The following is a 23453-nucleotide window of genomic DNA, read 5'->3' as shown; positions in this document are numbered from 1 at the left end:
GGTCGCCTCTCCGACACGCGCGAACATCGATCCATTGACGACCCGACAGGCAATATGTTTAGGTCATGTGAGAGGTGCACACATTCAACCGAACGTCGATCGCTCGTCGGCAGTGCGGGGTCGAAGTAGCGACTACTACCCGATGCAACTGGAGCACGAAACTACTTGCTATGCAGCGGGTTTGCGTACTTCTGCCAGGTACCCTCCCTTCGAATGTACCGGCACTTCTGGACCGAGTTTTCGAAAGACCAACCATCGCCTGCTTCGTCCCATCGTTCCCCCACCCGAGAGGCCAGCTGACATGTCCGAACTACCACCACCGCTCACTCCGTACCTCGAACCGGCAGCGAAGGAGCTGTGCGAGGCCACCGACCCCCACCCCCGAATCTACGAAGTGCCACCCGAAGAAGGACGAAAGATACTGCGGGACCTACAAAGTGGCGACGGCGTCGCACGACCCGACGTCGACGAAGAGTGGGTGGACGTCGATGCAGGCCAATGGGGAACGGTCCGCACTCGCATCATTCGACCGAAAGGCGCTACCGGACCACTGCCGGTGGTGTTCTACATCCACGGCGCCGGATGGGTTTTCGGAGACGACAAGACACACGATCGACTGTTTCGCGAACTCGCGGTAGGCGCCGACGCTGCCGGAGTATTTCCCGTCTACGACCGCGCGCCCGAAGCCCAGTACCCGACCCAAGTCGAACAGAACTACGCGGTTGGGCAGTGGATACTCGAGCACGGAGCCGAGCACGGCCTGGACACTACCCGCATCGCGGTGACCGGGGACTGGTCTTCGACCTCGGCGGCGGAACCTTCGATGTGAGCCTGCTGGACGTCGGAGAGGGGGTAGTCGAGGTTCGTTCCATGGCCGGCGACTCCCACTTGGGCGGCGACGACTTCGATCGACGCGTGGTGGACTACCTCGCCGACGAATTCCAGCGAGCGGAGAACATCGATCTGCGTAAGGATGCGCAGGCGTTGCAACGACTGTTCGAAGCCGCGGAGAAGGCAAAGGTTGAGCTGTCCTCGGTGACCCAGGCCCAGGTAAACCTGCCTTTCGTTACCGCTGACGCGAATGGTCCCAAACATCTCACCACTACGATCATGCGATCGAAGTTCGATGATTTGACTGCCGATCTGGTGGAACGGTGCCTCGGCCCGGTGAAGCAGGCCATGAGTGACGCCAAGGTCGCCGCCAACGACATCGACGAAGTGATACTGGTCGGCGGTTCGACACGTATTCCGGCTGTACAGGCGCTGGTTCGCCGGCTGACCGGCGGCAAGGACCCCCACATGGGCGTCAACCCGGACGAGGTCGTTGCCCTCGGAGCCGCAGTCCAGGCAGGCGTGCTCAAAGGCGAGGTTTCCGATGTGTTGTTACTCGATGTCACCCCACTGTCCCTCGGCGTCGAGACGCAGGGCGGGGTGATGACGAAGATCATCGAGCGGAACACGACGATCCCGGCACGGCGCAGCGAAGTGTTCTCCACGGCGGAAGACAATCAGTCCGCCGTGGACGTCGTGGTGTTGCAGGGCGAACGCGAACGTGCGGCCGACAACCGGGTGCTGGGCCGGTTCCGGCTGGAAGACATCCGCCCCGCGCCACGTGGCGAGGCCCAGGTGGAAGTCATTTTCGACATCGACGCCAACGGCATCCTGAACGTCACCGCTCGCGACAAGGATACCGGCAAGGAACAGAGCATCACGATCAGTGAACAGGGCAACCTTGATCAGGGTGAGGTCGAGCGCATGTTGGCGGAGGCCGAACGGAACCGGGGTGAGGACGAGGCGCTGCGCAAGGCGGTCGACGCGCGCAACGGGCTCGATTCGGTTGCGTATCAAGTGGAGCGGCGACTCGCCGAACTCGGTGACAGTGCCCCGCCGCATGAGAAGGCGCGGGCCGAGATGCTGGTTGCCGACGCCCGAAAGGCCGTGCAGGACGGCGCTTCACCCGCGGAGGTTCAGCCACTCACCTCGGAGCTGCAACAGTTGCTCTACGGACTTGTGCCGGACCAGTCGGACGACGGCCAAGCAGGCGGCGCTGATGCTGCGTCGTCGGATGACGGCGACGTGATCGACGCCGAATTCGATCGAAGCTGAGGCGCACGATGGAAATGTCTGCAGATCATTCGACGACTGAGCCGACTACCAACAGCGCCGACACGGATCAAAGCAAGACCGAGTCCGATCGCGCCGAGACGGCAGACGAGCTGTCTCAACTCGAGGACCGTTGGCGCAGGGCCGTCGCAGATCTGGACAACCTGCGCAAGCGATACGCCAAAGATCTGGACCGTGAACGCGCCGCGGAAGTAGCGAAGGTTTCGGCGGCGTGGCTGCCGATACTGGACAACTTGGAGCTTGCGCTTGCACACGCAGGCAGCGATCCGCAGGCCGTCGTCGAAGGTGTGAAGGCGATCCGGGACCAGGCGGTACAGGTGCTCTCACGACTCGGCTTCGAGCGCCACGACGAGGCCGGTGTGCCGTTCTCCCCGGAACTCCACGAAGTGGTCAGTGTGGTAACCCGACCCGACCTTCCATCCGGGACCGTGGTCGAGGTCTTGCGCCCGGGTTATGGAGAGGACGGGCGACAGTTGCGGCCCGCCGCGGTGGTCGTCAGCCGCCCAGAGGGGTGAGCACCGATGGCCCGTGACTACTACGAAGTACTCGGCGTACCGAAGGGCGCCGGCACCGACGAAATTCAGCAGGCGTACCGCAAGCTGGCCCGCAAGTACCACCCCGATGTGAACAAGGATCCCACTGCGGAGGACAGGTTCAAGGAGGTCAACGAGGCCTATCAGGTGTTGTCCGACCCGGACACCCGGAAACGCTATGACCGATTCGGTGACGACTTCCGGCATGTACCCGAGGATTACGACGAACGGGTGCGGGCAAACGCCGCCGGGTACGGCGGTGGCGGGAGACGGGTGCACTTCGGCCACGGTGTCGGTGGTGAGGGTGCCGTCGACTTCGAAGACCTCTTCGGGCAGATGTTCGGCGGAGGCGGTGGGTTCGGACCGATTCCCGGCGCCGATCAGGAGGCCGAACTGGAACTGGCTCTGGAAGAGGCCTATCAGGGCGGAAAACGCACTCTCAGACTGGACGGACGGCAGTATGACGTCGACATTCCAGCCGGCGTCCTGGACGGCCAGCGAATCCGGTTGGCCGGGCAAGGAGGCCGAGGCAACGGTGACGCGCCGCCTGGGGATCTGTACCTCGTGGTGCGGATCAAACCGCATTCACGGTTCCGCGTGCAGGGTCGGGACATCTACGTCGATCTGCCCGTATCGCCATGGGAGGCGGTTCTCGGGTCGACAGTCGTCGTTCCCACACCGGGCGGAGAGGCGAAAGTCAAAGTGGTGCCTGGCTCTTCGACTGGTAGGAAGCTGCGCCTGCGCGGAGAGGGAATGCCGAATCCGCGCGGTGCCAACGGCAACCTCTACGCCGAAATCAAGGTGATGGTTCCGTCGAAACCGACAGCACGTGAACGCGAACTGTTCGAGCAGTTGGGCGCCGAATCGAACTTCAATCCGAGGAAAGAGACATGAGCACCTCAACGCCGATCACTCAGTACGTATTGGTTCGCCGTACCGGATTGTCGCCGGACGCCTTCGCCGAACGTACTGGCCTGCACCCGGATCTGGCACGAAAACTCGTGGCTCTCGGACTGCTCGACGCCCACCGCTACGCCGGCGGAGAGATGTCGTTCGACCCATCCGAAGTGACCCACGCCGCACGCATCCAACGACTGCGGACGGGTCTGGGTCTCAACTACTCGGCAATCGGGCTCGTGCTCGATCTGCTGGATCGAATCGAAAGACTCGAAACAGCGGCCCGCAGAAGGAGGACATCCTCATGGACACCGGCAGCTTGACCGAAAAGTCACGAGAAGCCTTGCAGGAAGCCCAGAATGTTGCGACCAGAATGGGCCACACCGAAGTCGACGGAGAGCACCTGCTGCTGGCATTGGTCGATCAGCAGGATGGGTTGGTGCCCCGACTGCTCGAACAGGCCGGCGCGAATGTCGAAGCACTTCGATCCGATCTGGATCGTGAACTGTCGCGTAGGCCGAAGGTCAGCGGCCCCGGCGCGACCCCCGGTCAGGTGATGATCACCCAGCGTCTGGCCAAGCTGCTCGATGCCGCAGAGCGGGAGGCGAAGAGACTCAAGGATTCCTACGTGTCGGTGGAGCATCTTGTGATGGCCCTCTCCGAGGAAGGATCGGCCAGCGCGGCCGGGCGGATCCTCGCCAGTCACGGGGTCACACGGGACGCCTTCCTCACAGCGCTGACGAAGGTGCGCGGCAATCAGCGTGTCACGTCGGCAACCCCGGAGGGGGCGTACGAGGCATTGGAGAAGTACGGGCGCGACCTCGTCTCCGAGGGGCGGGCAGGCAAACTCGATCCGGTCATCGGCCGGGATGCCGAGATACGCAGGGTAACTCAGATCTTGAGCCGGAAAACGAAGAACAACCCGGTGCTGATCGGCGACCCCGGTGTAGGTAAGACTGCGATTGTCGAGGGTCTCGCCCAGCGGATCGTCCGCGGCGACGTGCCCGAGGGCCTACGCGACAAGACGATCTTCTCGCTCGACATGGGTTCTCTGGTGGCCGGTGCGAAGTACCGCGGCGAGTTCGAGGAGCGACTGCAGGCCGTGCTGTCCGAGGTGAAGGCTGCCGAGGGGCGCATCCTGTTGTTCGTCGACGAGTTGCATACCGTGGTCGGAGCGGGCTCGGTCGGCGGCGAGGGGTCTCTCGACGCCGGCAACATGCTCAAACCGATGCTCGCACGCGGCGAACTGCACATGATCGGTGCCACCACTCTCGACGAGTATCGCAAGCACATCGAATCCGATGCGGCACTGGAGCGTCGATTCCAGACCGTTCTCGTCGACGAGCCCAGTGCCGAGGATGCGATCTCGATTCTGCGCGGACTTCGAGAACGCCTCGAGGTGTTCCATGGCGTGAAAATTCAAGACGGTGCATTGGTGGCCGCCGTGACCCTCTCGCACCGGTACATCACCGACCGCTTCCTTCCGGACAAGGCGATCGATCTCGTAGACGAGGCATGCGCTCGGCTCCGCACCGAAATCGATTCGATGCCTGCCGAACTCGACGAGCTCACCCGGAAGGTGACCCGTCTGGAGATCGAAGAGGCCGCACTGTCCAAGGAAACGGACGCGGCCAGCAAAGCGCGCCTCGAAGAATTGCGCAAGGAGCTGGCCGACCTGCGGGCCGAGGCAGACGCCCGGCACGCTCAATGGGAGGCGGAGCGGCAGGCGATCCGGCGGGTGCAAGAACTGCGAGGAGATTTGGAACGGTTGCGCGTCGAGGCCGAGGCCGCCGAACGCAACTACGACCTCAATCGGGCAGCCGAGTTGCGATACGGCGAGATCACCGAGCTCGAACGCCGGCTCGAGGCGGCGGAGGAGCAACTGGCCACCAGACAAGGCCGAAATCCGTTGCTGCGTGAAGTGGTCACCGAAGACGAGATCGCAGAGATCGTGGCCGCATGGACGGGTATCCCGGTCGCCCGGCTGCAAGAAGGTGAGCGGGAGAAGTTGTTGAAGCTCGACGAGATCCTGCACGAGCGGGTCGTCGGTCAGGACGAGGCGGTGCAACTGGTCGCGGACGCTGTGATCCGGGCGAGGTCCGGTATCCGTGATCCTCGTCGACCGATCGGTTCGTTCATTTTCCTGGGCCCGACGGGCGTCGGAAAGACCGAGCTTGCAAAGACATTGGCCAGCGCCCTATTCGACAGTGAAGACAACATGGTGCGCCTCGATATGAGCGAGTACCAGGAACGGCACACGGTGAGTCGGCTCATCGGTGCACCTCCCGGATACGTCGGGTACGACGAAGGTGGCCAGCTCACCGAGGCGGTGCGGCGTAAGCCGTACTCCGTGGTGCTCTTCGACGAGATCGAGAAGGCCCACGCCGACGTCTTCAATACCCTGCTGCAGGTGCTCGACGACGGCCGGATCACCGATTCTCAAGGGAGGCAAGTCGATTTCCGGAACACGGTGATCATCATGACCTCCAACATCGGATCCCAGCATCTCCTCGACGGGGTCACAGCCGACGGCGAAATCAAGCCGGACGCCAGGGAACGGGTGATGGCAGAACTGCGCGGGCATTTCCGCCCCGAATTCCTCAACCGGGTCGACGACATCGTGCTGTTCTCCCCACTCACCCTGCCCCAGATCGAGTACATAGTGGAACTGCAACTCACCGACCTTCGAAACAGGTTGTCGGAGAGACAGATACACCTGGAAATCACGCCGGAGGCACGCCGACTGATCGCCGAACACGGGTTCGACCCTGTCTACGGTGCGCGGCCGCTGCGCCGATACATCGCACACGAGGTCGAAACCAAGATCGGCCGTGCACTGTTGCGCGGCGAGATCAAACCGGACGGCACCATCAGCGTCACGGTGGACGGCGGCGAGCTTGCCGTCGCGTATGCCGAACCCGCCTTCGCGGCGGCCTGAGAAGAGGTAACTGGTCATGGGATCCGAAAAGGTGAAGTGCCCGAACTGCGGCAAGACCAACAACATCCCGGCAGCAGGGGAAGGAAAACCTCGCTGCGGCAACTGCCACGAGCCGCTGCCCTGGATCGCCGCGGCGGGAGACGGTGACTTCGCGGAGATCGTCGAAAAATCCTCGGTGCCTGTGCTCGTGGATCTGTGGGCGACGTGGTGCGGCCCGTGTCGCATGGTCAGCCCCGCGCTCGAGCAGCTCGCCAGAGAACACGCCGGCCAGATCAAGCTGGTCAAGGTCGACGTCGATGCTGCACCCCGGACGGCTGAACGATTCACCGTCCGCGCCGTGCCGACTCTGCTGGTGATGGACCGGGGTGAGGTTCTCGCTCGCCAGTCGGGCGCAGCTCCGGTCCCCCAGCTGCGCACGTGGCTCGATCAGGCGCTCTCGGAAAATGCCGGCGAGGAGGCGAAGTCATGAGTCCTGTCCATGCGGACCCACATGTAACCGCGATCCGGGCCGTGGTGCCCCGTACCCCGCAGGGCTGCGAGGAATGTCTTCGCCTCGGCACCCCGTGGGTGCATCTGAGGCTGTGCCTGACGTGCGGACACGTCGGTTGCTGCGACTCTTCGCCGGGCAGGCACGCGAGTGCTCACGCTCACGCCATCGGGCATCCGATCGTCCAGTCGATGGAGCCCGGCGAGGATTGGCGGTGGTGTTATGTCGACCAGAACTTCGTCTGAGGGCGCCTCACCCATCGGGTACAGCCCGCCGGTCGACGACGAGACCCCGGACGAGGAGGGCGCCTTCCCGCGGCTGACGGACGACCAGGTCGCGAAGCTCGAGGTCGGTGGCTCGCGTCGACCGGTTCACGCCGGCGAGGTGCTGATCCGAGAAGGCGCGCCTGACAACGATTTCGTCGTCGTCCTTTCCGGAAAGATCGCAGTCGTCGACGAAGGCGACGCGGACGGCGAGCGCCGGATACTGCGCGTGCACGGTCCTGGGCGTTTCCTGGGCGAGCTCGGACTCCTGGAAGGTCAGGTGGCGTTCTTCACCGCCGAAGCGATCGAGGACGGCGAGATACTCGTCGTCCCGGCCGAGCAGGTACGCGAGCTGATTGCCCACGATCCCGTGCTCAGCGATTTGATCCTGCGCGCCTACCTTGTGCGTCGGCACTTGCTGATCGGGCTCGGCTCCGGATTCCGGATCATCGGCTCCTGCTTCTCCCCGGATACGTTGCGACTTCGTGAGTTCGCGATGCGAAACCGTCTGCCCCACAAGTGGTTCGACTTGGAACAGGACGAACGAGTGGAGCAGCTGCTACGCAGCCTGAACGTCGCACCCGAGGACACACCCGTCGTGATCTGGCACGGCGAGAAGGTGCTGCGCAATCCGACGAATGCGGAACTCGCACGCGTCGTCGGGCTTCCTGTCCCGGCACCCGTCGCGGACGCAGCCAAGGACGTCTACAACCTCGTCGTCGTGGGTGCCGGACCGGCCGGCCTGGCCGCATCGGTGTACGGCGCCTCGGACGGGTTGAACACGGTGACGTTGGAGCGGATCGCTGCGGGCGGCCAAGCCAGTACCTCATCCCGGATCGAGAATTATCTGGGATTCCCCGCCGGGGTCTCCGGCTCCGAATTGGCCGAGCGAGCCGTGCTCCAGGCCGGGAAGTTCGGCGCCCGCATCCTGGTGTCGGCAGAAGTGACCGGTTTGGGATCCGAGGCCGGGAACCATGTGCTCCGACTGGCGGACGGCGGGTCGGTGCACGCCCGGGCCGTTGTGCTCGCCGCCGGGGCGCGGTACCGCAAGTTGGCCGTTCAGGGGATCGAGGCGCTGGAAGGAACAAGCGTGTACTACGCCGCAACGCATCAGGAAGCACGGATATGCGGCACCGACCCGATAGCCATCGTCGGTGGCGGCAACTCCGCCGGCCAGGCCGCCGTCTTCCTCGCCGAGCACGTCTCACAGGTGCACCTGCTCATCCGCGGCGATGACCTCGGGAAGAGCATGTCCCGATACCTGGTCGACCAGATCGAACACCATCCGCGGGTCACCGTGCACCGGCACACCGAGATTCGTGCGGTCCACGGCGAGAAATACCTCGAAGCAATTGCGGTCGAGGACAATCGCACCGGCGACCAGGACACGATTCGGGTGCGCGCCCTGTTCGTCTTCATCGGGGCGGTACCGCACACCGGGTGGCTTGCCGACGCGATCGCACTCGACGACCACGGCTTCGTCCTCACCGGTGTGGACGCGATCCACGCACGAGCGGACGGCAGCCTGCCAATCAACGGCGGCCTGTCCAGGACGCTCGAAACCAGCCTGCCCGGCCTGTTCGCGGCGGGCGACATCCGCCGCGGTTCGGTGAAACGAGTCGCATCCGCCGTCGGTGAAGGAGCGATGGCCGTACGCCAAATCCATGAATACTTCGAAAGGAGCTGACGACATGCCAGTAATGGGCACCGTGAAATTCCAGCGGTTCTTCAGGGCAGCGGCCGGACTGCAGGTCGACCGGAACGATCTCAAGCGCTATACCGATTTCATCGACGACAAGATCTACGACGTGATCCTGATCGGGAAAGCCTCCGCGAAAGCAAACTTGCGCGACGTGATCGAACCGTGGGACCTGCCGATCACCAAGGGATTACAGGAGAGCATCCACCGGTTCGAAAAACTCGACGAGGAAATCGAACTTCAACCGCTGCTCGATCAGCTCACGGCCCGCCCGCCCTTGGACGTGGCCCTCTCAGAGGAGACAGAGCAACGACTGCCGCTGATCGCAGGAGGGTTGAGCGTAGCGCTGGCGCAAACCTTCGCCACGGTCGAACCGGACCGCAAGAACCCCGGCACAGCCCAATGGACAGTCGCCTTCGACATCTTCCACCTACTTCTGTGATTACCACCCGTCCCGGCTGACAGCGCGTCCGAGTTCGAATATGCTGTCCGGCTGCGAAAATACCGGTGCGATTCAGAACTGCCTGTCAGTTGGCGTCGACAACGGAGGATTTCCGGCGAGAGGTGCGGTTTCCGCGCTCGATTCTCGAGCAGCGAGAACTCCAGTGAGGGACTCGATTACAGCCCTCAGATCTTCTGCCGTGAGCGAGTTCGGCTTACACGCCGAACCTCTGACACCGGTAGTCCGCGTGGCCAGGCGGCGAGCAGAACTTGTCGATCGCCGATCACTCCTTCGGCTCATCTGAGAACCTTTCGTCTTCACTTTCTCGATCCCCGCATCGGGCGGGCCCTGAGCACTTCTGGGCGCGCACAGCTCAAGGCCCGGCGAGGAGACCAGTGAGGGTGATATGGCCTTGCCTTGACGAACACCCGCCCGATTGTTTGCCCCCTCGAACGGAACGGGTGCCCCCGACCCGACGAAGGTTATTGCGCACTGCTTGTAGACGACAGGGTCGAAAGTCCCAGTTCCATTGTGATGAGCAAGCTTTGACGGTAGCCGAAGTGTTCTCCCTTACAGCCGGTTCGGTGTGTGCACGAACACCGACATCGTTCGCAGCGACTCCGACGAACGAGCACCCGCGATGTTCGATGCCCGATCCACCCGCAAACATCGGGAAAAGACCTATTTTGCAAAAGCATTCGGAACAGACGTCTGCAAACCAAATACCAGGCACGGGCCACCTTTCCAGCCACCGCGCCTACTGCGCAGCTAGCGTGACGACCAAGATGTTCACCTTGCCATGCAACGGCCATGTCACTTCTTGGCATCGAAGGCGACTGAACATGATTTATACCGATCGCACTGTTTATGGTTGAAGATGTGCGGACGACATGAACGTCGACTTCGCACGGATAGTGGGTCATCGGTGTTGTGTGCTCAATGCCGACGTCGGTCATACGCCCCGACTCGCACACGCAGAGTCGGGGCTCCGGCGGATCCGTTGCCGCACCGCCGCTACTGACGAAGTGCCGTACCGCGCCGCCCGCTTCGAATCGAGGCCGAAGGCGGCCACCGCTGTCGGGACCAGGCAAAGCAGCGATCTTCAGGGACCGGAACACTTCCCCAAAGCGTCTGGCACTCTCGGTTGCAGAGTGCTAATTCGTGTGGTTATCATGTTCTCGCACAGTAAGTTCGGTCAACCGCCACAGTGGCGGTGACCTTTCTTTTCACGACATGGGAGGTGTGTTGCTGTGCTTCGTTTCGATCCTTTCACCGACATCGATGCGATCACCAAGTCCGTCCTCGCCGCGGGAACCGGCAACGGACGCAGTCCACGGTTCATGCCGATGGACCTCTACAAGGTCGAGGACCAGTACGTCCTGCACGCCGATCTTCCCGGCGTCGATCCCGGCTCGGTGGACGTTCACATCGACGGCTCGACTCTGACGTTGACCGCGCATCGCACGGCCCTCTCCGAAGAGGGTGTGAGCTGGCTGGCGAGTGAGCGTTTCGCTGGAACATACAAACGGCAGCTGTCCATCAGCGACGACATCGACGCCGAACAGATCGAGGCCTCGTACGACAATGGCGTGTTGACGGTGACGTTGCCGATCGCAGAGAAGGCGAAACCGCGGCGGATCGAGGTCTCCTCCGGACCGCCCTCCCGAACCGATAACGCCGGATCGACAACACAGGTGCAGATCGAAGCCTGATCCGCCTAGCCCGAACACCGCTTGATGGTGGGGTGACTCCCGAGGACACGCGATGGGTTCTCGGGCCTCACCCACCATCGCTTCGATCTCCCACTGCACACCCGTGGCGCACACCGGTACATCCACCACACGAAAGAATCAGCGCGAGAACCCTTTAGCTGCCATGACTGCATCCACCATCCCCCCGCACGAACAATCCGACAACACCGACAACGCCGAATCCCGCGCGCACACTCCACCCGATTGGTGGGATCACAACCGCCCGATCACCAGCGACGAATACAGCGACATGGCGTTGATGCTCGGTGCACTCTCGATACTGACGTTCTGGATGTTCGGCCTCGGCATCCTCCTCGGTGCCGCCGCCATCGGAACCGCCCTGGCAGCGCGCCGACCCGACACCCCCGGACGCGATCTGGGCGACAACACCGCCGGCGTGGTCGGGATCCTCACCGGCATTGCCGGAATCGCCTTCGGCGCCGTCTTCCTCACTGCAGCACTACCCCACCTGTAGAAAAACCGAATTTTGCACTAGTGGAATCGAATTGGTGCTTGTAGCAGGATCTCACAAGATCTGAAATCCGTCCCACCTTCAGGCGATGGCGGCAGCCACTATCCCCGGGCCATGTCCACGAACTTGGACAGGTGAAGCTGGTGCGCCACAGTGATTGTCGCGGTCGGGCCGTTACGGTGCTTACCCAGAATCAGGTCGGCTTCACCGCCACGGGGATCGTCTCGCTCGGTCGCGTCGGGGCGGTACAGCAGAATCACCATGTCGGCGTCCTGCTCGAGCGATCCGGACTCACGAAGGTCGGCGACCTGCGGACGCTTGTCGGTTCGCTGCTCGGGACCACGGTTGAGCTGACAGATCGCGACAACCGGAACTTCGAGCTCCTTCGCCAAAAGCTTTAGGCTACGTGAGAATTCGGAGACTTCCTGCTGACGGGACTCGACCTTTTTACCGGAGCTCATCAGCTGGAGGTAGTCGATGACGATCAGGCGAATGTCGTGTTTCTGCTTGAGCCGCCGCGCTTTTGCGCGAATTTCCATCATGGTGAGGTTGGGGGAGTCGTCGATGAAGAGCGGCGCCTCGCTGATCTCACTCATACGACGCGCGAGCTTGGTCCAGTCGTCGTCGGTCATCTTTCCGGAGCGCATGTCGCCGAGCTTGATCTTTGCCTCTGCGGACAGCAGACGCATGACGATCTCGGTTTTGCTCATTTCCAACGAGAACATGACGCTGGCCATGCCGTGCGTGATGGAGCAGGAACGCAGGAAATCCATTCCGAGCGTGGAATTGTGCGTCGGGACCATCGAATGACCGGCCAGGTACATGTGGTCGGCGTTGTCGACCTCGACGCAGCGAACCGGAACACTCGCAATTGGTCGAACATCGACAATGTAGCGCGATCCGCTGCGCGCAGCGCTTTTACTCGCTCGACGCTCCTTGTGCAGCATCGCTTTCCGCGTAAGACCGAACACTTCGTCATCAGTCGAGAAGGTCAAGGTGAATGCAGTCGACGAAGCCTCGGTGCGACCGTTGACTCGCTTTGTGCTCATTTGGCAGCGATAGCCAAGACTGACCACTAATTCCTGGGCATCGCGGACGAGGCGCTCGTTGGTTACCGAAAACTGAACGGAGCCACCGGCAGTCACAGTTCCATCAGTGTCGAGAAGCCCCGCAAGAACCGCACGACGCTGCGCCTCAGACCCACGGAGGTACTGGACAGGGATGTGCTTGTTGCCCAGAACACCGATCGTACGTAGGCGTCCTTGAACCGTGCCGTACTCATTGCGGCACTTCTGGCACAGTCGCAGTCCGATCGAAGGTCCACCACAGTGTGAACAGGTTGGCGCAGGTACAGGGTCAGACATGAAACGTGCTTTGCCGCCGCATGATTGACCGCACGTTCGCACCTGACTGGTGAACGGCACGAAGCTCTTTCCGCACACAACGCAATCGCGCGGAGCGACGGGATCTTCCGGGGCTAATTGAAGGCTGTAGCGCAAATGCGCCGACTTGGACGGAACTGCAACCAGGCCTTCGGCCTCGATCAACATGATGATCTCAGGATCAGCAGTGGTGAATTGTGCGCAGGCAGTAGAACCGTCACCTAGCCAAGCGCCAAGTGTGTAGGGCGGGACAAGGAGATCCTGCGTTGGTAGGTCGAGCGGCTTGGCATTCACGACAGAGTGATTAACGCGGCCATCCGCCGTTGCGCATCGCACCGTCGATGCGATCTCCGCCGTGGTTCGGACCTCGGCGAATGTCTTTTGATTCTTATAGCGGTTGTAACCTGTCTTGGCGTTCTGCGCTGAACGGCGCGAAGCACGCGTCTCCGTCAACCACTGATGCTGCTCGTCGGCCACCAACACTGTTCCATCGGAAAACTCGACCTCGTAACAAGGACGGTCAACCATCACGTCGGTAGCGGCAACAACCCGCGTCGGCTTGCCGTGGTTGTCGATCAACAGATCGCCGACAGCAACGTCACCCATCGTGGTCCAGCCACTAGGCGTCGCGAGGGGAGTATCGAGGGCAAGCGCCTTGCCCACACCAGGACGGGCCGCGACGATAATCATCTGACCAGCGTGAAGGCCGTTGGTGATCTCGTCGAGATCCTTGAATCCGGTGGGCACACCGAGGGAAATTCCACCGCGGCTGGCGATGGAGTCGATCTCGTCCATCGTGGGCTGGAGGAGCTCGGTGAGGGGTACGAAGTCCTCGGTGGTTCGACGCTCGGTGACCTCGAAGATCTCGGCCTGCGCGCGGTCGACAACCTCGGCCACGTCCTGACCCTCGGTGCCGGCGTAGCCGTACTGGACGATGCGAGTACCGGCGTCGACCAGACGACGCAGCACGGACTTCTCGGCCACGATCTCGGCATAGAAGGCGGCGTTGGCGGCTGTGGGCACTGTCTGGGTCAGCGTCACCAGGTAGGCAGCACCGCCGATACGGCGGAGCTCACCTCGGCGGTCGAGCTCGGCGGAGACCGTCACCGGGTCGGCGGGCTCGCCACGGCTGTAGAGGTCCAGGATCACGTCGTAGACGGACTGGTGAGCGGGCCGGTAGAAGTCACCCGGACGCAGTACCTCGAGGACGTCAGCGATGGCGTCCTTGCTCAGCAGCATGCCGCCGAGCACCGACTGCTCGGCAGTCATGTCCTGAGGTGGCTGGCGTCCGAACTCCTGGTCGGGCTCGGCCTCGGGAGGGCCCGGGTAGTCCGGCCCTGAGAAGTCGGAAGGTCCTCGATCATCTACAACAGCCACAAGCGAGACCTTCCCGTAAAACACTCGACGACACTGCCAGAAACCGCAGCGCCCTCATCATTTGTACCTGCCCCCACCGACATCCCCTAGCCGCATTCGGCCGGGCTGTAGATAGACGCCGAGATGACGTTAGGGACTAGTAGGTCCGCATACAAACCGGACTGTGGATAAACCTGTGGATGCTTTGTGGAAACTCCCGCCCCACGGTGTGCACCGCCTGTGGAGCATTTGGGGACTACTTTGCCTAGCAACCACAAAAGACCAGGTAGATGGCTATCCACAATTTCACAGGCCTGTTGATGAAAATAGTTTTTCCACAGTCGGCGCGTCGGTGTGTCGGGCGTGTTGCCTCGCCCGATTCGTCACTGATCACCAAGTCGAACATCACAGTGTGAGAGTTATCCCCAGGTCCGATTCGGGACGCTGTCGGCGGCACACCGCACCCCGAAACAAAACGTCGGGCCCCGCACACCGAAGTGTGCGGGGCCCGGCGAGACGAACAGTCGACTATGCGCCGACGACGTTCAGGTTGAACTTGGCAACCACATCGGGGTGCAGGTTCACGACCACGGCGTGCTTGCCCGTGTTCTTGATGTGAGCCTTCGGCAACACGATGGAGCGCTTGTCGACAACCGGTCCACCGGCAGCCTTGATCGCAGCAGCGACGTCAGCGACGGTAACCGAACCGAAGAGCTTGCCCGAGCCACCGGCGGTCTTGACCGTCAGCGTTACGGACTCGAGGCCCTCGATAGCTGCCTTGAGCTCCTTGGCGTGATCCAGGCCGCGCACAGCGCGCGCTTCCTGTGCACGACGGATGCCCTCGACCTGCTTCTCGGCGCCACGGGTGGCGACGATTGCCAGTCCGCGGGGGAGCAGGTAGTTACGGCCGTAGCCGTCCTTGACCTCCACGGTGTCGCCAGGCGCACCGAGGTTGTCCACGTCAGCGGTGAGGATGAGCTTCATGTTCTTTCCTCCCTTTCCTTAGCGAGCCACGGTGGCGTAAGGCAGCAGTGCTACCTCACGTGAGTTCTTGACGGCAATGGCAACGTCGCGCTGGTGCTGGACGCAATTGCCGGTGACACGGCGAGCACGGATCTTTCCGCGATCGCTGACGTACTTACGAAGCAACGTCGTGTCCTTGTAGTTGATCTGCGTGTTCTTCTCTTTGCAGAAGGTGCAGACCTTCTTCTTCATAACCTTGTCGCGCAAGGGCGGCTTCGGCATGTCTTTGCTCTTTTCTGGATGTTCCTGATCAGGTACGGATCAGAAGGGCGGTTCGTCGCTGCCCGCACCACCGAAGGAGCCCGAAGCCTGAGGCGCACTGCCCCAAGGATCGTCTCCACCCGAAGGTGCAGCGCTCGGACGTCCGCCACCCGATCCGCCGGAGGAACCGCCGAAGTTGCCGCCTCCACCGCCGCCACCACGGTTGGCCTTGTTGACCTTTGCCGTGGCGTACTTCAGTGAAGGACCGATTTCATCGACTTCGAGCTCGACGACAGTTCGCTTTTCGCCCTCGCGAGTTTCGTACGAACGCTGCTTGAGCCGGCCGCTCACGATTACTCGTGAACCACGGGTCAAGCTCTCCGCGACGTTCTCGGCTGCTTCGCGCCAGATGTTGCAACGCATGAACAGCGCATCGCCGTCTTTCCATTCATTGGAATTACGGTCGAAGGTGCGGGGCGTGGAAGCAACCGTGAAGTTTGCAACCGCGGCACCCGCCGGGGTGAAACGAAGTTCAGGATCAGCCGTCAGGTTTCCGATGACGGTGATGATGGTGTCGCCAGCCATGTGGTTCCTCCTGCATTGATGTAAGACCGTTGGGCGCGAGAGTAGAGCTCGCTACCGACAGTAATTACTTGTTGTGGCGCAGAACCTTCGTGCGCAGAACCGACTCGTTCAGACCGAGCTGACGATCGAGCTCAGCGACGGTGGCGGGAGTGGCGTTGATGTCGATCACCGCGTAGATACCTTCAGCATGCTTCAGGATCTCGTAGGCGAGACGACGCTTACCCCAGACATCGACCTTGTCGATCGTGCCGCCGTGCTGGCGCACAACATTGAGGAACGTATCCAGTGAAGGAGCGACAGTGCGCTCGTCCAGGCTGGGGTCAAGGATGACCATCAATTCGTAATGACGCATAAGACCTCATCACCTCCTGTGGACTAAGTGAAAACGGCCACGGACTATCCGTGGCAGGAGGGTCGTTGCGTCAGCAACCCTCGTAGGTTACACGAGGGGCCTTGACCAGGGAAATCGTCCCGGCCCTCCGGGAAGACCGCCAGGTCGATGCGCGACGCGTGGTGCAGACGCATCACCCCGCGAGCCACTGCGCCCCCTAGGGTGAGAATCATGCGAACAGACCGCAAGACCCCGGCGTCGATCCTGGCGTTGGTCGTCGGATTGTGCGGGCTGACGATGGCGCTGGGCTATTTCAACAAGGCCAGATGCGGCGGTGCACCGTTCGCGCCCGACGGTCGAAGCCTGAACTTCGACGTCAACAAGAACATCGACGTCTGCTACTCCGACATTCAGTTGCTCTGGCTCGGACGAGGTATCGATCAGCATCTGTTCCCCTTCGTCACCGGAGGGATAACGCCCGAAGGATTCCTGACCGGCGGAACCGTCGAATACCCGGTGCTCAGCGGAATTCTGATGTGGCTGGGCGGTATCGGCTCACACACCGACACCGATTTCCTTCTGCACTCGGCCCTCATCCTGGCTCCTTTCGGACTGCTCACGGCGTGGATGCTCGGCAAGATGAGCGGCGCGTACGCGCTCGTGTGGTCGGCGACTCCGCCCCTGGTTCTGTACGCATTCCACAACTGGGAGCTCCCGGTGGTGGCCACCAGCGTCGGCGCGATCTTCCTGATGACGTTCGAGCGGATCCCGCTGCGAACTCGCGCGGTTCTGGCGGCCGTCATCCTGGCGATCGGTTTCTGTTTGAAGCTGTACCCGGGAATGTTCGTGCTGCCGCTCATGGCCTACGTGCTTCTACGCGGCACCGAAGGCAAGCGCTACGACGTTCGTGGAGCGCTGATGACGGCGGGCGCGGCGATCGTCACCGTCGTCCTCGTCAACCTGCCGTTCGCCCTCATTTCCTACGAAGGCTGGCGCGCGTCGTTCAGCTTCCAGGAGAAGCGAAGCGCGGACATCACCACCAACTCGGTGTGGTTCTGGGGTTTGCGCCCCTTCTACGGTTTCGGAGTTCGCGAACTCAACGCCGACTACGACGCACTGGTGAGCATCCTGTCTCCGGTGATGATCCTGTTGTCGTTCGCGCTCGCGATGTATCTGGGTTGGCGCCGCTACGTCCGCGACGGCTACTTTCCGTGGATTGCAGTCAGTGCCGCGATGCTGTGCGGATTCGTGTTGCTGCACAAGGTCAATTCACCGCAGTACACACTGTGGATCCTGCCTTTCCTCGTACTGTTCAAGATCCGGTGGTTCTGGATCGTCGCCTATCTGATCGCCGACGCAGCGTTGGGTATCGGCATCTTCCGGTACTTCTACCAACTGGACATGAATCTCGATCCGAGCAAGTACGAAGCCGTCGTCCAGGCGAGTGTGTGGGGCCACGTCGTCCTGCTCGCCGTGTTCTTCTTCCTGTTCCTGCGAGTCCCGTTGCGGTATCCGCTTGCCGGTGGGACCGATCAGATTGCCAACTCCGACAACAACCTTCCGACTCACTCACGGGAGCACGCCTGATGACTGCATCATGGTTCGAATCACCGACGCTGACCGGTGATCGTGTCCGACTCGAACCCCTGGGCGTCGCGCACACCGACGCTCTGCTCGCTGCTGCCGACGACCCGGCGATCTTTCGTTGGACCGCATCGCCCATCACCGATCGGGAACAGGCACAGAAGTACATCGCTGCAGCAACCGACGACCCTAATCGGATCGCCTTCGCGCAGGTGAACATCGCGACGAACGCCGTGGTCGGCACCACGTCCATGTACCAGATCGACCCGGTAAACCGCAGTCTTGCAATCGGATACACGTGGTTGTCGCGATCGGTTCAGGGAACCGGGATCAATCCCGAATCGAAGCTGCTCCTGCTTCGTCACGCCTTCGACCAGCTCGAAGCCGTACGCGTCGAGTGGCACACGGACGAGTTCAACGAACAGTCCAGGGCCGCGATCGAAAAGCTCGGCGCTCAGTTCGAGGGCCTGCTGCGCAAGCACCGACGCCGCGCCGATGGCAGTTGGCGTACAACAGCGCTGTTCGCGATGACCGACGACGATTGGCCGACCATCGCACCTCAGCTCGAGACACGTACCCGAAACTAGCGATCACCTGCACTCTTCGGCCAAGTCCATGCCAAGATTCACCTCATGAGCGATCAGGGTGGGTACGGGTACCAGGGCAATCAGAATTGGCAACCGTCTCCGTACGGGCAGCCCGATCCGTACGGCAGGCGGCCGACGAACACACTCGCGGTGCTCGCCCTCGTCTTCGCGTTCCTCATCGCGCCGTTGGGGATCGTCTTCGGTCACATCGCTCGCGGCCAGATCAAACGGACCGGCGAAGAAGGCGACGGACTCGCCCTTGCCGGACTGATCATCGGCTACATCTTCACCGCACTCGGCATCTTGGCCGTGATCGTGTGGATCGCGTTCTTCGGGCTGCTCGCCGCCGCTTTCGGCAACGCCGCCAATGAAGCGAGTTCGCGGAGTCTCACCTATACGACGCCGTACTCGTACTCCACGACCACGACTCGGGCGCCGAGTGCACCCACCACAGCGCCGAAAACGACGACGCCCCCACGCGTCACAACCTCGATCGGACCAGCGCCGACCGTCTCGGGCACCAACCGTCAGGGCTTCATCTCCGGCGGCCCCAGTTGCAACTCCACCAATCCTGCCGTCGCCATCGCCGTCACGACCGGATCACGAATCGTCATCTGCGAAACCGGAGCCGGGCGTTACTACTACAAGGGTCAACGGCTGAGCGACGGCGCCACCATCGAACTCGACGATCCGACGCCCACCGGCAACGGATTCACCGTCACCAACAAGGACGTGACGTACAAGCTCACCTCCGCCGGACTGGTGATCACCGGCAGCGGAGGCGAGCTGGGTCGGGAACCGGCGCTCGAGTTCTGGATGAACTGACCCACGTCAGCCGGCACACGGATCCTGGTAGGGAACACCGGGCAGGTACCGCTCCCATTCGGCTTCCGTGATGGGAGATCCTGCGGTGCGGCACAATCGATCAACGACGCCGTCGGGGTCGATTCCCCACAAGCGAACGGTCTTGTCCGACCCGCTACCCGCGATCATGTCACTCTCGCCGGCGAACTGAGCGTCGTTGACGCGACCCGGGTAGGCGGACAGCGTCGCAAATCGTGTTGCCTGCGAGGGAGTCTCGATGTCCCAGAGCCAGACGGTTCCGTCGCCGACACCGGCACCGAGCCGATCACCGGCGCGGTTGAACGAGATCGAATAGATTGCGCCCTCGGGGCCGACGAGACGAGCGAGTTCCTCGGGTGCCGACGGTGTGCGTACGTCCCACACGGCGACACCGTGATCCGCACTTCCAGCGGCCAACAGCGTTCCGTCGGCGCTGAAAGACACTGCTAATGCGTAGCTTTCGAATCCACCCACCGTCGCCGCCACCCGGGGCGACGCTGCGTTCGACACGTCCCACAGATCCACTTCGTTCTTGGCGTTCGCGATCGCCAAGATGTCGGTACCTGGCTGAAAGGCCATCATCTGCGGGTAAGAGCCGACATCGGTCGACGACAACAGTTTCGGAGCCGACGGGTCGGAAACGTCGACCAACGCAATACTGTTGTCGTCCTGCGAGGACACTGCCAGCAGATCTCCGGCGGGATTCAGGGCGACAACCGCCACGATGCCCTTCACATATACCGCAGGCTCGCCGTAGATACGTGGCGACGCCGGATCACTCAGGTCCCAAAGATATGCACCGCCGCCGCCGGTGCCGCTCACAGCCAGGTTCCCGTCTGCCGACACCGCCGACGCACCGCTGAAAGTGTCGGCCCCTTGCGGTTTCAACTCCGGCATCACCGCGGGGCGATCGAGATCCTCGGTGTTCCACGCCAACATCGCGCCACCCCTGGCACCGACGCCGGCCACCAGACGCGAGCCGTCCGCGGCAAAGGGACTGGTGAAGATCGTGTCCCGAGCTCCCGCCCAGACCGGACCCGGAAGAGCCCACACGCGAGTCACACCGTTGAGTCCCCCGGTGACCAGATTGCGGCCGTCATCGCTGTAGTCGACGGTGGTCACCGCCCCACTGTCCGGAAGTGTTTCGATCAATGCCCCGGTTCGGGGGTCCCACACGCGCACGGAGTTGTCGGAACTTCCTGCGGCAAGACGTGTTCCGTCTTTGCCGTAGTTCAGTTCGTTGACGTAGCTGGAAAATCCCGTCAGTGCCTGCAGGGGAGAGGGGCGCGCCGGATCGCTCATGTCCCACCGAACCACCTCCCTGCCAGTGGTTCCCGCCGCGAGCTCACGTCCGTCCGGGCTGAAGGCAACGCCGAGGTAGTGGACGGTGGTGCCGTTGGGCTCGGTCGCGAAGATCGGCGCCGATTCCTCACCCCACTTCGCGACGTCCCACACGCGCAGAGTCGCTTGACGCCCGCCCGCCACGAGGAAACGTCCGTCGGGGCTGAACGTCGCGGTGACAATGCCGTCAGCTGGATGCGGAAGAGCAGGCAAAGCAACGGCATTCGTGGAGGTGTCGATGTTCCATCGCAGGACGTCGGGCGTCGAGGTACCGGCGACCAGCTTGGTTCCGTCTGGGCTGAACTCCATGTCCTGCACTACGCGTTCACCGTCGACGGGAAGTGTTCCACGGACCGGATTCTTCGGGTCCGACACATCCCAGAGTGCAGCGCCGCCGGCACCACCGGTCGCAAGGAGCCGTCCGTCCGGGCTGTAGGCGACGGCAAAGAGGGCCGTGCCCTCCGAGACTCCGAGGAACTCTGCCTGCGGAACGGCTGAGGCAACACCGTCCACCATCGGATAAAGCCTGACCTTCCCGTCCGAACCACCCACCGCCACAACAGTTCCAGCTGGGTTGATCCGGGCCTTCATCGCGCCGGGCGGTCCGATGATGCGAGTAGCCGAATGAACGCCCGACGCATCCAGCAATGCCGAGCGGGCTTCGGTTGTTTCGTTGACCGCAAATGCCGCCAGAGCAAGCTGCGACGCCAGCGACGGATCCCGCTCGCGCATCCTGATCGACTCGGTGGCCACCTGACGCGACATCGCCTCGTCTCGCGCGGTATCTGCTTGGACACGTTGACGATTGGCTCCGATACCGGCGACGGTCGCAACCACCGCCAACACCAGAGCGATCACCGACGCGGCTGCCAACGCAGTCACGAGCCGTCGTAGCACGCGTGTACGTCGGCGATCGGCAAATTCCTGCTGATCACGATGCTCGATGCTCGCGGCGAGGTACTCCCGCTCGGTGGCATTGAGGTCGGCGGCGCGGGTCCGACTCGGTTCCAGTGGGAGCCCGAGTTCGCCCGAACGCAGCCATTCTTCCGTCAGATGAAGACGTGCGGGTCCGAGCAGCGCGCCGGGGTCGCGTCCACTGTCTTCCCACACCTGCGCCGCGTAGGTGAACCTGCGATGCACCGCCAGACCGGCGCGGTCCGAGTCGATCCAATCGCGAAGCCGACTCCACGCGGACAGCAAGACCTCGTGCGAAACCTCGACGGTCTCCTCGTCGACGGTGAGAAGGCGGCGTAAGGCGAACCGGTCGATGACGGTATTCACGTCGTCGACGTCGTCACCGAGGAAAAGTTCGGTGCGCGGTGCCCGCCGACGCGTCTGCGTCACTTCGTCGACGTTGACCAATCGCAGGAAGATCCTGCGCGCCAACTGCTGCTGCCTCTCTGTGAGCTCGCCGTACACTTCCTCCGCGCTTTGCTGGACAGCTCCGGCGATCCCGTCGGTGGCGTAGTAATCCGAGACGGTCAGAGTTTTACGCGTCGACCGTTGCCAGGTCCCCAACAGTGCGTGTGACAGCAAGGGCAAAGCTCCGGGGTCGCTCGCCGTACGCGAGCCGCGTGGTGTCAGCTCGGAGACCAGAACCTGAACCAATTCGCTCTGCACGGTCATCCCGGCCTTGACCGCCGGCTCGACGATCACCTCGCGCAATTGTTCGTCGGTCAGTGGCCCGACCACCATCGGCGAATCGTCGAGCAGCGGCACCAAAAGCGGTTCCTCCGCCGCGAGCCCGTAGAAGTCGGCGCGCATTCCGATGACTGCGATGGTGTTCTCACCAAGGTCCGCGAGGGTCCGCAGTATTTCCTCGCGCCGATCACCGTCGCACTGCGTCCACAGTTCCTCGAACTGGTCGAGGATCAAGACGGTTGGTTCGTCGGAGATCGACGACGGAATTCCTCCCGTACCCGGCTGCAGGGTTTCCACCCGCCAACCGTCGAACCGTGGATCGTCCCCGGCGATCTTGGGGGCGAGCCCGGCCCGCAGCAACGACGACTTACCCGATCCGGAGGCACCGATCACCATGAACTGACGGCGACCGACACCTCGTATCGCCGACGCCACCCGCTCAACCAAGTTGGCAGTGAGTTCGTCTCGACCGAAGAACCACTCGGCATCCTCCTGCCGGAACGACTCGAGACCTCGATACGGAACGGTGGCGTCGCCGCGTCGTCTGGCCGTCAGCTGTCTCACTCGTTGCACCGCACTGATCCAGCGCTGCCGCTCATCCTCGGAATCGACGCCGCAGGCCTCGAGGAGCGCGAAAAACATCGGGGTACTCGCCGGCGTCGGCAGGTGTTGGCCGGCAAACCTTCCGCTGACGGTTCCGTGCAAACCACCCGAACGCTCGACGGCTTCGCGGACCGTCAGTCCGGCTGCGTTCCGCAGTGCAGTGAGCGTCTCAGCAAACTGCCCACGCGACTCGATCCGGGCGGGATCGACCTGATTGTGCGTACCGGCTTCCGCCTTCGAGTTCATAGCGACGCACTCTATCGGAGCAGGTAGGGGATTTTTCCGTTGTATGGACTCTGTATCGAGAGAGTTGCACCCGTTCCACTGAGACACCTCGATCGAAATACTCGTCTCAGTCGCACCCTGAGCC

Annotated in this window: 19 protein-coding genes and 2 pseudogenes; 15 read left to right on the top strand and 6 right to left on the bottom strand. The window is 62.5% G+C overall.

Going from position 1 to position 23453, the window contains the following annotated elements; translation table 11 throughout:
• Positions 1-301: 301 nt before the first annotated feature.
• The 12 genes and pseudogenes from ATN37_RS29740 to ATN37_RS29685 all read left to right on the top strand — a co-directional run.
• A pseudogene (locus ATN37_RS29740) lies at positions 302-793 on the top strand (alpha/beta hydrolase); the annotation flags it as partial.
• Positions 793-2106 (top strand): annotated as a pseudogene (locus ATN37_RS29735) (Hsp70 family protein); the annotation flags it as partial. The pseudogenes ATN37_RS29740 and ATN37_RS29735, both read left to right, overlap by 1 nt.
• An 8-nt stretch (positions 2107-2114) precedes the next feature.
• Complete coding sequence (locus ATN37_RS29730) at positions 2115-2639, top strand: nucleotide exchange factor GrpE (protein WP_007735553.1); 525 nt, start codon at positions 2115-2117, stop codon at positions 2637-2639.
• A 6-nt stretch (positions 2640-2645) separates the two neighbouring features.
• Entirely contained in the window at positions 2646-3551 is a 906-nt protein-coding gene (locus ATN37_RS29725) for a DnaJ C-terminal domain-containing protein (protein ID WP_007735552.1), read from the top strand.
• Positions 3548-3877 carry a chaperone modulator CbpM gene (locus tag ATN37_RS29720; RefSeq protein WP_020971358.1) on the top strand — a complete coding sequence of 110 codons (330 nt, stop codon included), beginning with the start codon at positions 3548-3550 and terminating at the stop codon, positions 3875-3877. Before ATN37_RS29725 ends, ATN37_RS29720 begins: the two co-directional genes overlap by 4 nt.
• A complete protein-coding gene (gene clpB / locus ATN37_RS29715; protein WP_166502851.1) occupies positions 3859-6492 on the top strand; it encodes an ATP-dependent chaperone ClpB in 2634 nt (877 codons plus the stop codon). The genes ATN37_RS29720 and clpB overlap by 19 nt, the downstream gene beginning before the upstream one ends.
• A 16-nt stretch (positions 6493-6508) precedes the next feature.
• Entirely contained in the window at positions 6509-6961 is a 453-nt protein-coding gene (gene trxA, locus ATN37_RS29710) for a thioredoxin (protein ID WP_007735549.1), read from the top strand.
• Complete coding sequence (locus ATN37_RS29705) at positions 6958-7224, top strand: UBP-type zinc finger domain-containing protein (RefSeq protein ID WP_007735548.1); 267 nt, start codon at positions 6958-6960, stop codon at positions 7222-7224. The genes trxA and ATN37_RS29705 overlap by 4 nt, the downstream gene beginning before the upstream one ends.
• Positions 7202-8929 carry an FAD-dependent oxidoreductase gene (locus tag ATN37_RS29700; RefSeq protein WP_020971360.1) on the top strand — a complete coding sequence of 576 codons (1728 nt, stop codon included), beginning with the start codon at positions 7202-7204 and terminating at the stop codon, positions 8927-8929. The genes ATN37_RS29705 and ATN37_RS29700 overlap by 23 nt, the downstream gene beginning before the upstream one ends.
• Before the next feature lie 13 nt (positions 8930-8942).
• Positions 8943-9383, top strand: coding sequence for a DUF1931 family protein (locus ATN37_RS29695; RefSeq protein WP_024487875.1), 441 nt, complete (start codon positions 8943-8945; stop codon positions 9381-9383).
• A gap of 1250 nt (positions 9384-10633) precedes the next feature.
• A complete protein-coding gene (locus ATN37_RS29690) occupies positions 10634-11095 on the top strand; it encodes an Hsp20/alpha crystallin family protein (protein ID WP_030537131.1) in 462 nt (153 codons plus the stop codon).
• A 163-nt stretch (positions 11096-11258) separates the two neighbouring features.
• On the top strand, positions 11259-11609 hold the full coding sequence (locus tag ATN37_RS29685) for a hypothetical protein (RefSeq protein WP_256933559.1): 351 nt from the start codon (positions 11259-11261) through the stop codon (positions 11607-11609).
• Between the two features lie 98 nt (positions 11610-11707).
• Here ATN37_RS29685 and dnaB read toward each other — a convergent pair whose 3' ends face one another.
• The 5 genes from dnaB to rpsF form a co-directional block, all read right to left on the bottom strand.
• A complete protein-coding gene (gene dnaB, locus ATN37_RS29680) occupies positions 11708-14365 on the bottom strand; it encodes a replicative DNA helicase (RefSeq protein WP_308125240.1) in 2658 nt (885 codons plus the stop codon).
• A 507-nt stretch (positions 14366-14872) separates the two neighbouring features.
• Positions 14873-15328 (bottom strand): 50S ribosomal protein L9, encoded by a 456-nt coding sequence (gene rplI, locus ATN37_RS29675; RefSeq protein WP_007735531.1) that lies wholly within the window; start codon positions 15326-15328, stop codon positions 14873-14875.
• Positions 15329-15346: 18 nt separating this feature from the next.
• A complete protein-coding gene (gene rpsR, locus ATN37_RS29670) occupies positions 15347-15589 on the bottom strand; it encodes a 30S ribosomal protein S18 (RefSeq protein ID WP_003941245.1) in 243 nt (80 codons plus the stop codon).
• A gap of 39 nt (positions 15590-15628) precedes the next feature.
• Positions 15629-16153 (bottom strand): single-stranded DNA-binding protein, encoded by a 525-nt coding sequence (locus tag ATN37_RS29665; protein ID WP_003941248.1) that lies wholly within the window; start codon positions 16151-16153, stop codon positions 15629-15631.
• 64 nt (positions 16154-16217) lie between these two features.
• On the bottom strand, positions 16218-16505 hold the full coding sequence (rpsF, locus tag ATN37_RS29660; protein WP_003941237.1) for a 30S ribosomal protein S6: 288 nt from the start codon (positions 16503-16505) through the stop codon (positions 16218-16220).
• 210 nt (positions 16506-16715) lie between these two features.
• Between rpsF and ATN37_RS29655 the strand changes: the two genes are divergently transcribed.
• The 3 genes from ATN37_RS29655 to ATN37_RS29645 are packed head-to-tail and all read left to right on the top strand — an operon-like array spanning position 16716 to position 19480.
• Positions 16716-18071 (top strand): glycosyltransferase family 87 protein, encoded by a 1356-nt coding sequence (locus tag ATN37_RS29655; protein ID WP_029256727.1) that lies wholly within the window; start codon positions 16716-16718, stop codon positions 18069-18071.
• Positions 18071-18655, top strand: coding sequence for a GNAT family N-acetyltransferase (locus ATN37_RS29650; protein ID WP_218696025.1), 585 nt, complete (start codon positions 18071-18073; stop codon positions 18653-18655). Before ATN37_RS29655 ends, ATN37_RS29650 begins: the two co-directional genes overlap by 1 nt.
• Positions 18656-18700: 45 nt before the next feature.
• On the top strand, positions 18701-19480 hold the full coding sequence (locus tag ATN37_RS29645; protein WP_166502852.1) for a DUF4190 domain-containing protein: 780 nt from the start codon (positions 18701-18703) through the stop codon (positions 19478-19480).
• 6 nt (positions 19481-19486) lie between these two features.
• Here ATN37_RS29645 and ATN37_RS29640 read toward each other — a convergent pair whose 3' ends face one another.
• Positions 19487-23329 carry a helix-turn-helix domain-containing protein gene (locus ATN37_RS29640; RefSeq protein WP_218696024.1) on the bottom strand — a complete coding sequence of 1281 codons (3843 nt, stop codon included), beginning with the start codon at positions 23327-23329 and terminating at the stop codon, positions 19487-19489.
• Between the last annotated feature and the right edge of the window lie 124 nt (positions 23330-23453).

It is taken from the genome of Rhodococcus sp. MH15 (assembly GCF_019266045.1).
GTDB lineage: Bacteria > Actinomycetota > Actinomycetes > Mycobacteriales > Mycobacteriaceae > Rhodococcus_F > Rhodococcus_F qingshengii.
Note: the sequence above shows the minus strand (reverse complement) of the source record. Positions and strands in the feature narration are given on the sequence as shown.

Coding starts and splice junctions, on each gene's coding strand:
- ATN37_RS29725 (WP_007735552.1), top strand. CDS start 2,646: ATGGCCCGTGACTACTACGAAGTACTCGGCGTACCGAAGGGCGCCGGC.
- clpB (WP_166502851.1), top strand. CDS start 3,859: ATGGACACCGGCAGCTTGACCGAAAAGTCACGAGAAGCCTTGCAGGAA.
- trxA (WP_007735549.1), top strand. CDS start 6,509: ATGGGATCCGAAAAGGTGAAGTGCCCGAACTGCGGCAAGACCAACAAC.
- ATN37_RS29665 (WP_003941248.1), bottom strand. CDS start 16,153: ATGGCTGGCGACACCATCATCACCGTCATCGGAAACCTGACGGCTGAT.
- rpsF (WP_003941237.1), bottom strand. CDS start 16,505: ATGCGTCATTACGAATTGATGGTCATCCTTGACCCCAGCCTGGACGAG.
- ATN37_RS29720 (WP_020971358.1), top strand. CDS start 3,548: ATGAGCACCTCAACGCCGATCACTCAGTACGTATTGGTTCGCCGTACC.
- ATN37_RS29705 (WP_007735548.1), top strand. CDS start 6,958: ATGAGTCCTGTCCATGCGGACCCACATGTAACCGCGATCCGGGCCGTG.
- rplI (WP_007735531.1), bottom strand. CDS start 15,328: ATGAAGCTCATCCTCACCGCTGACGTGGACAACCTCGGTGCGCCTGGC.
- ATN37_RS29645 (WP_166502852.1), top strand. CDS start 18,701: ATGAGCGATCAGGGTGGGTACGGGTACCAGGGCAATCAGAATTGGCAA.
- rpsR (WP_003941245.1), bottom strand. CDS start 15,589: ATGCCGAAGCCGCCCTTGCGCGACAAGGTTATGAAGAAGAAGGTCTGC.
- ATN37_RS29730 (WP_007735553.1), top strand. CDS start 2,115: ATGGAAATGTCTGCAGATCATTCGACGACTGAGCCGACTACCAACAGC.
- ATN37_RS29700 (WP_020971360.1), top strand. CDS start 7,202: ATGTCGACCAGAACTTCGTCTGAGGGCGCCTCACCCATCGGGTACAGC.
- ATN37_RS29695 (WP_024487875.1), top strand. CDS start 8,943: ATGGGCACCGTGAAATTCCAGCGGTTCTTCAGGGCAGCGGCCGGACTG.
- ATN37_RS29685 (WP_256933559.1), top strand. CDS start 11,259: ATGACTGCATCCACCATCCCCCCGCACGAACAATCCGACAACACCGAC.
- ATN37_RS29655 (WP_029256727.1), top strand. CDS start 16,716: ATGCGAACAGACCGCAAGACCCCGGCGTCGATCCTGGCGTTGGTCGTC.
- ATN37_RS29650 (WP_218696025.1), top strand. CDS start 18,071: ATGACTGCATCATGGTTCGAATCACCGACGCTGACCGGTGATCGTGTC.
- ATN37_RS29640 (WP_218696024.1), bottom strand. CDS start 23,329: ATGAACTCGAAGGCGGAAGCCGGTACGCACAATCAGGTCGATCCCGCC.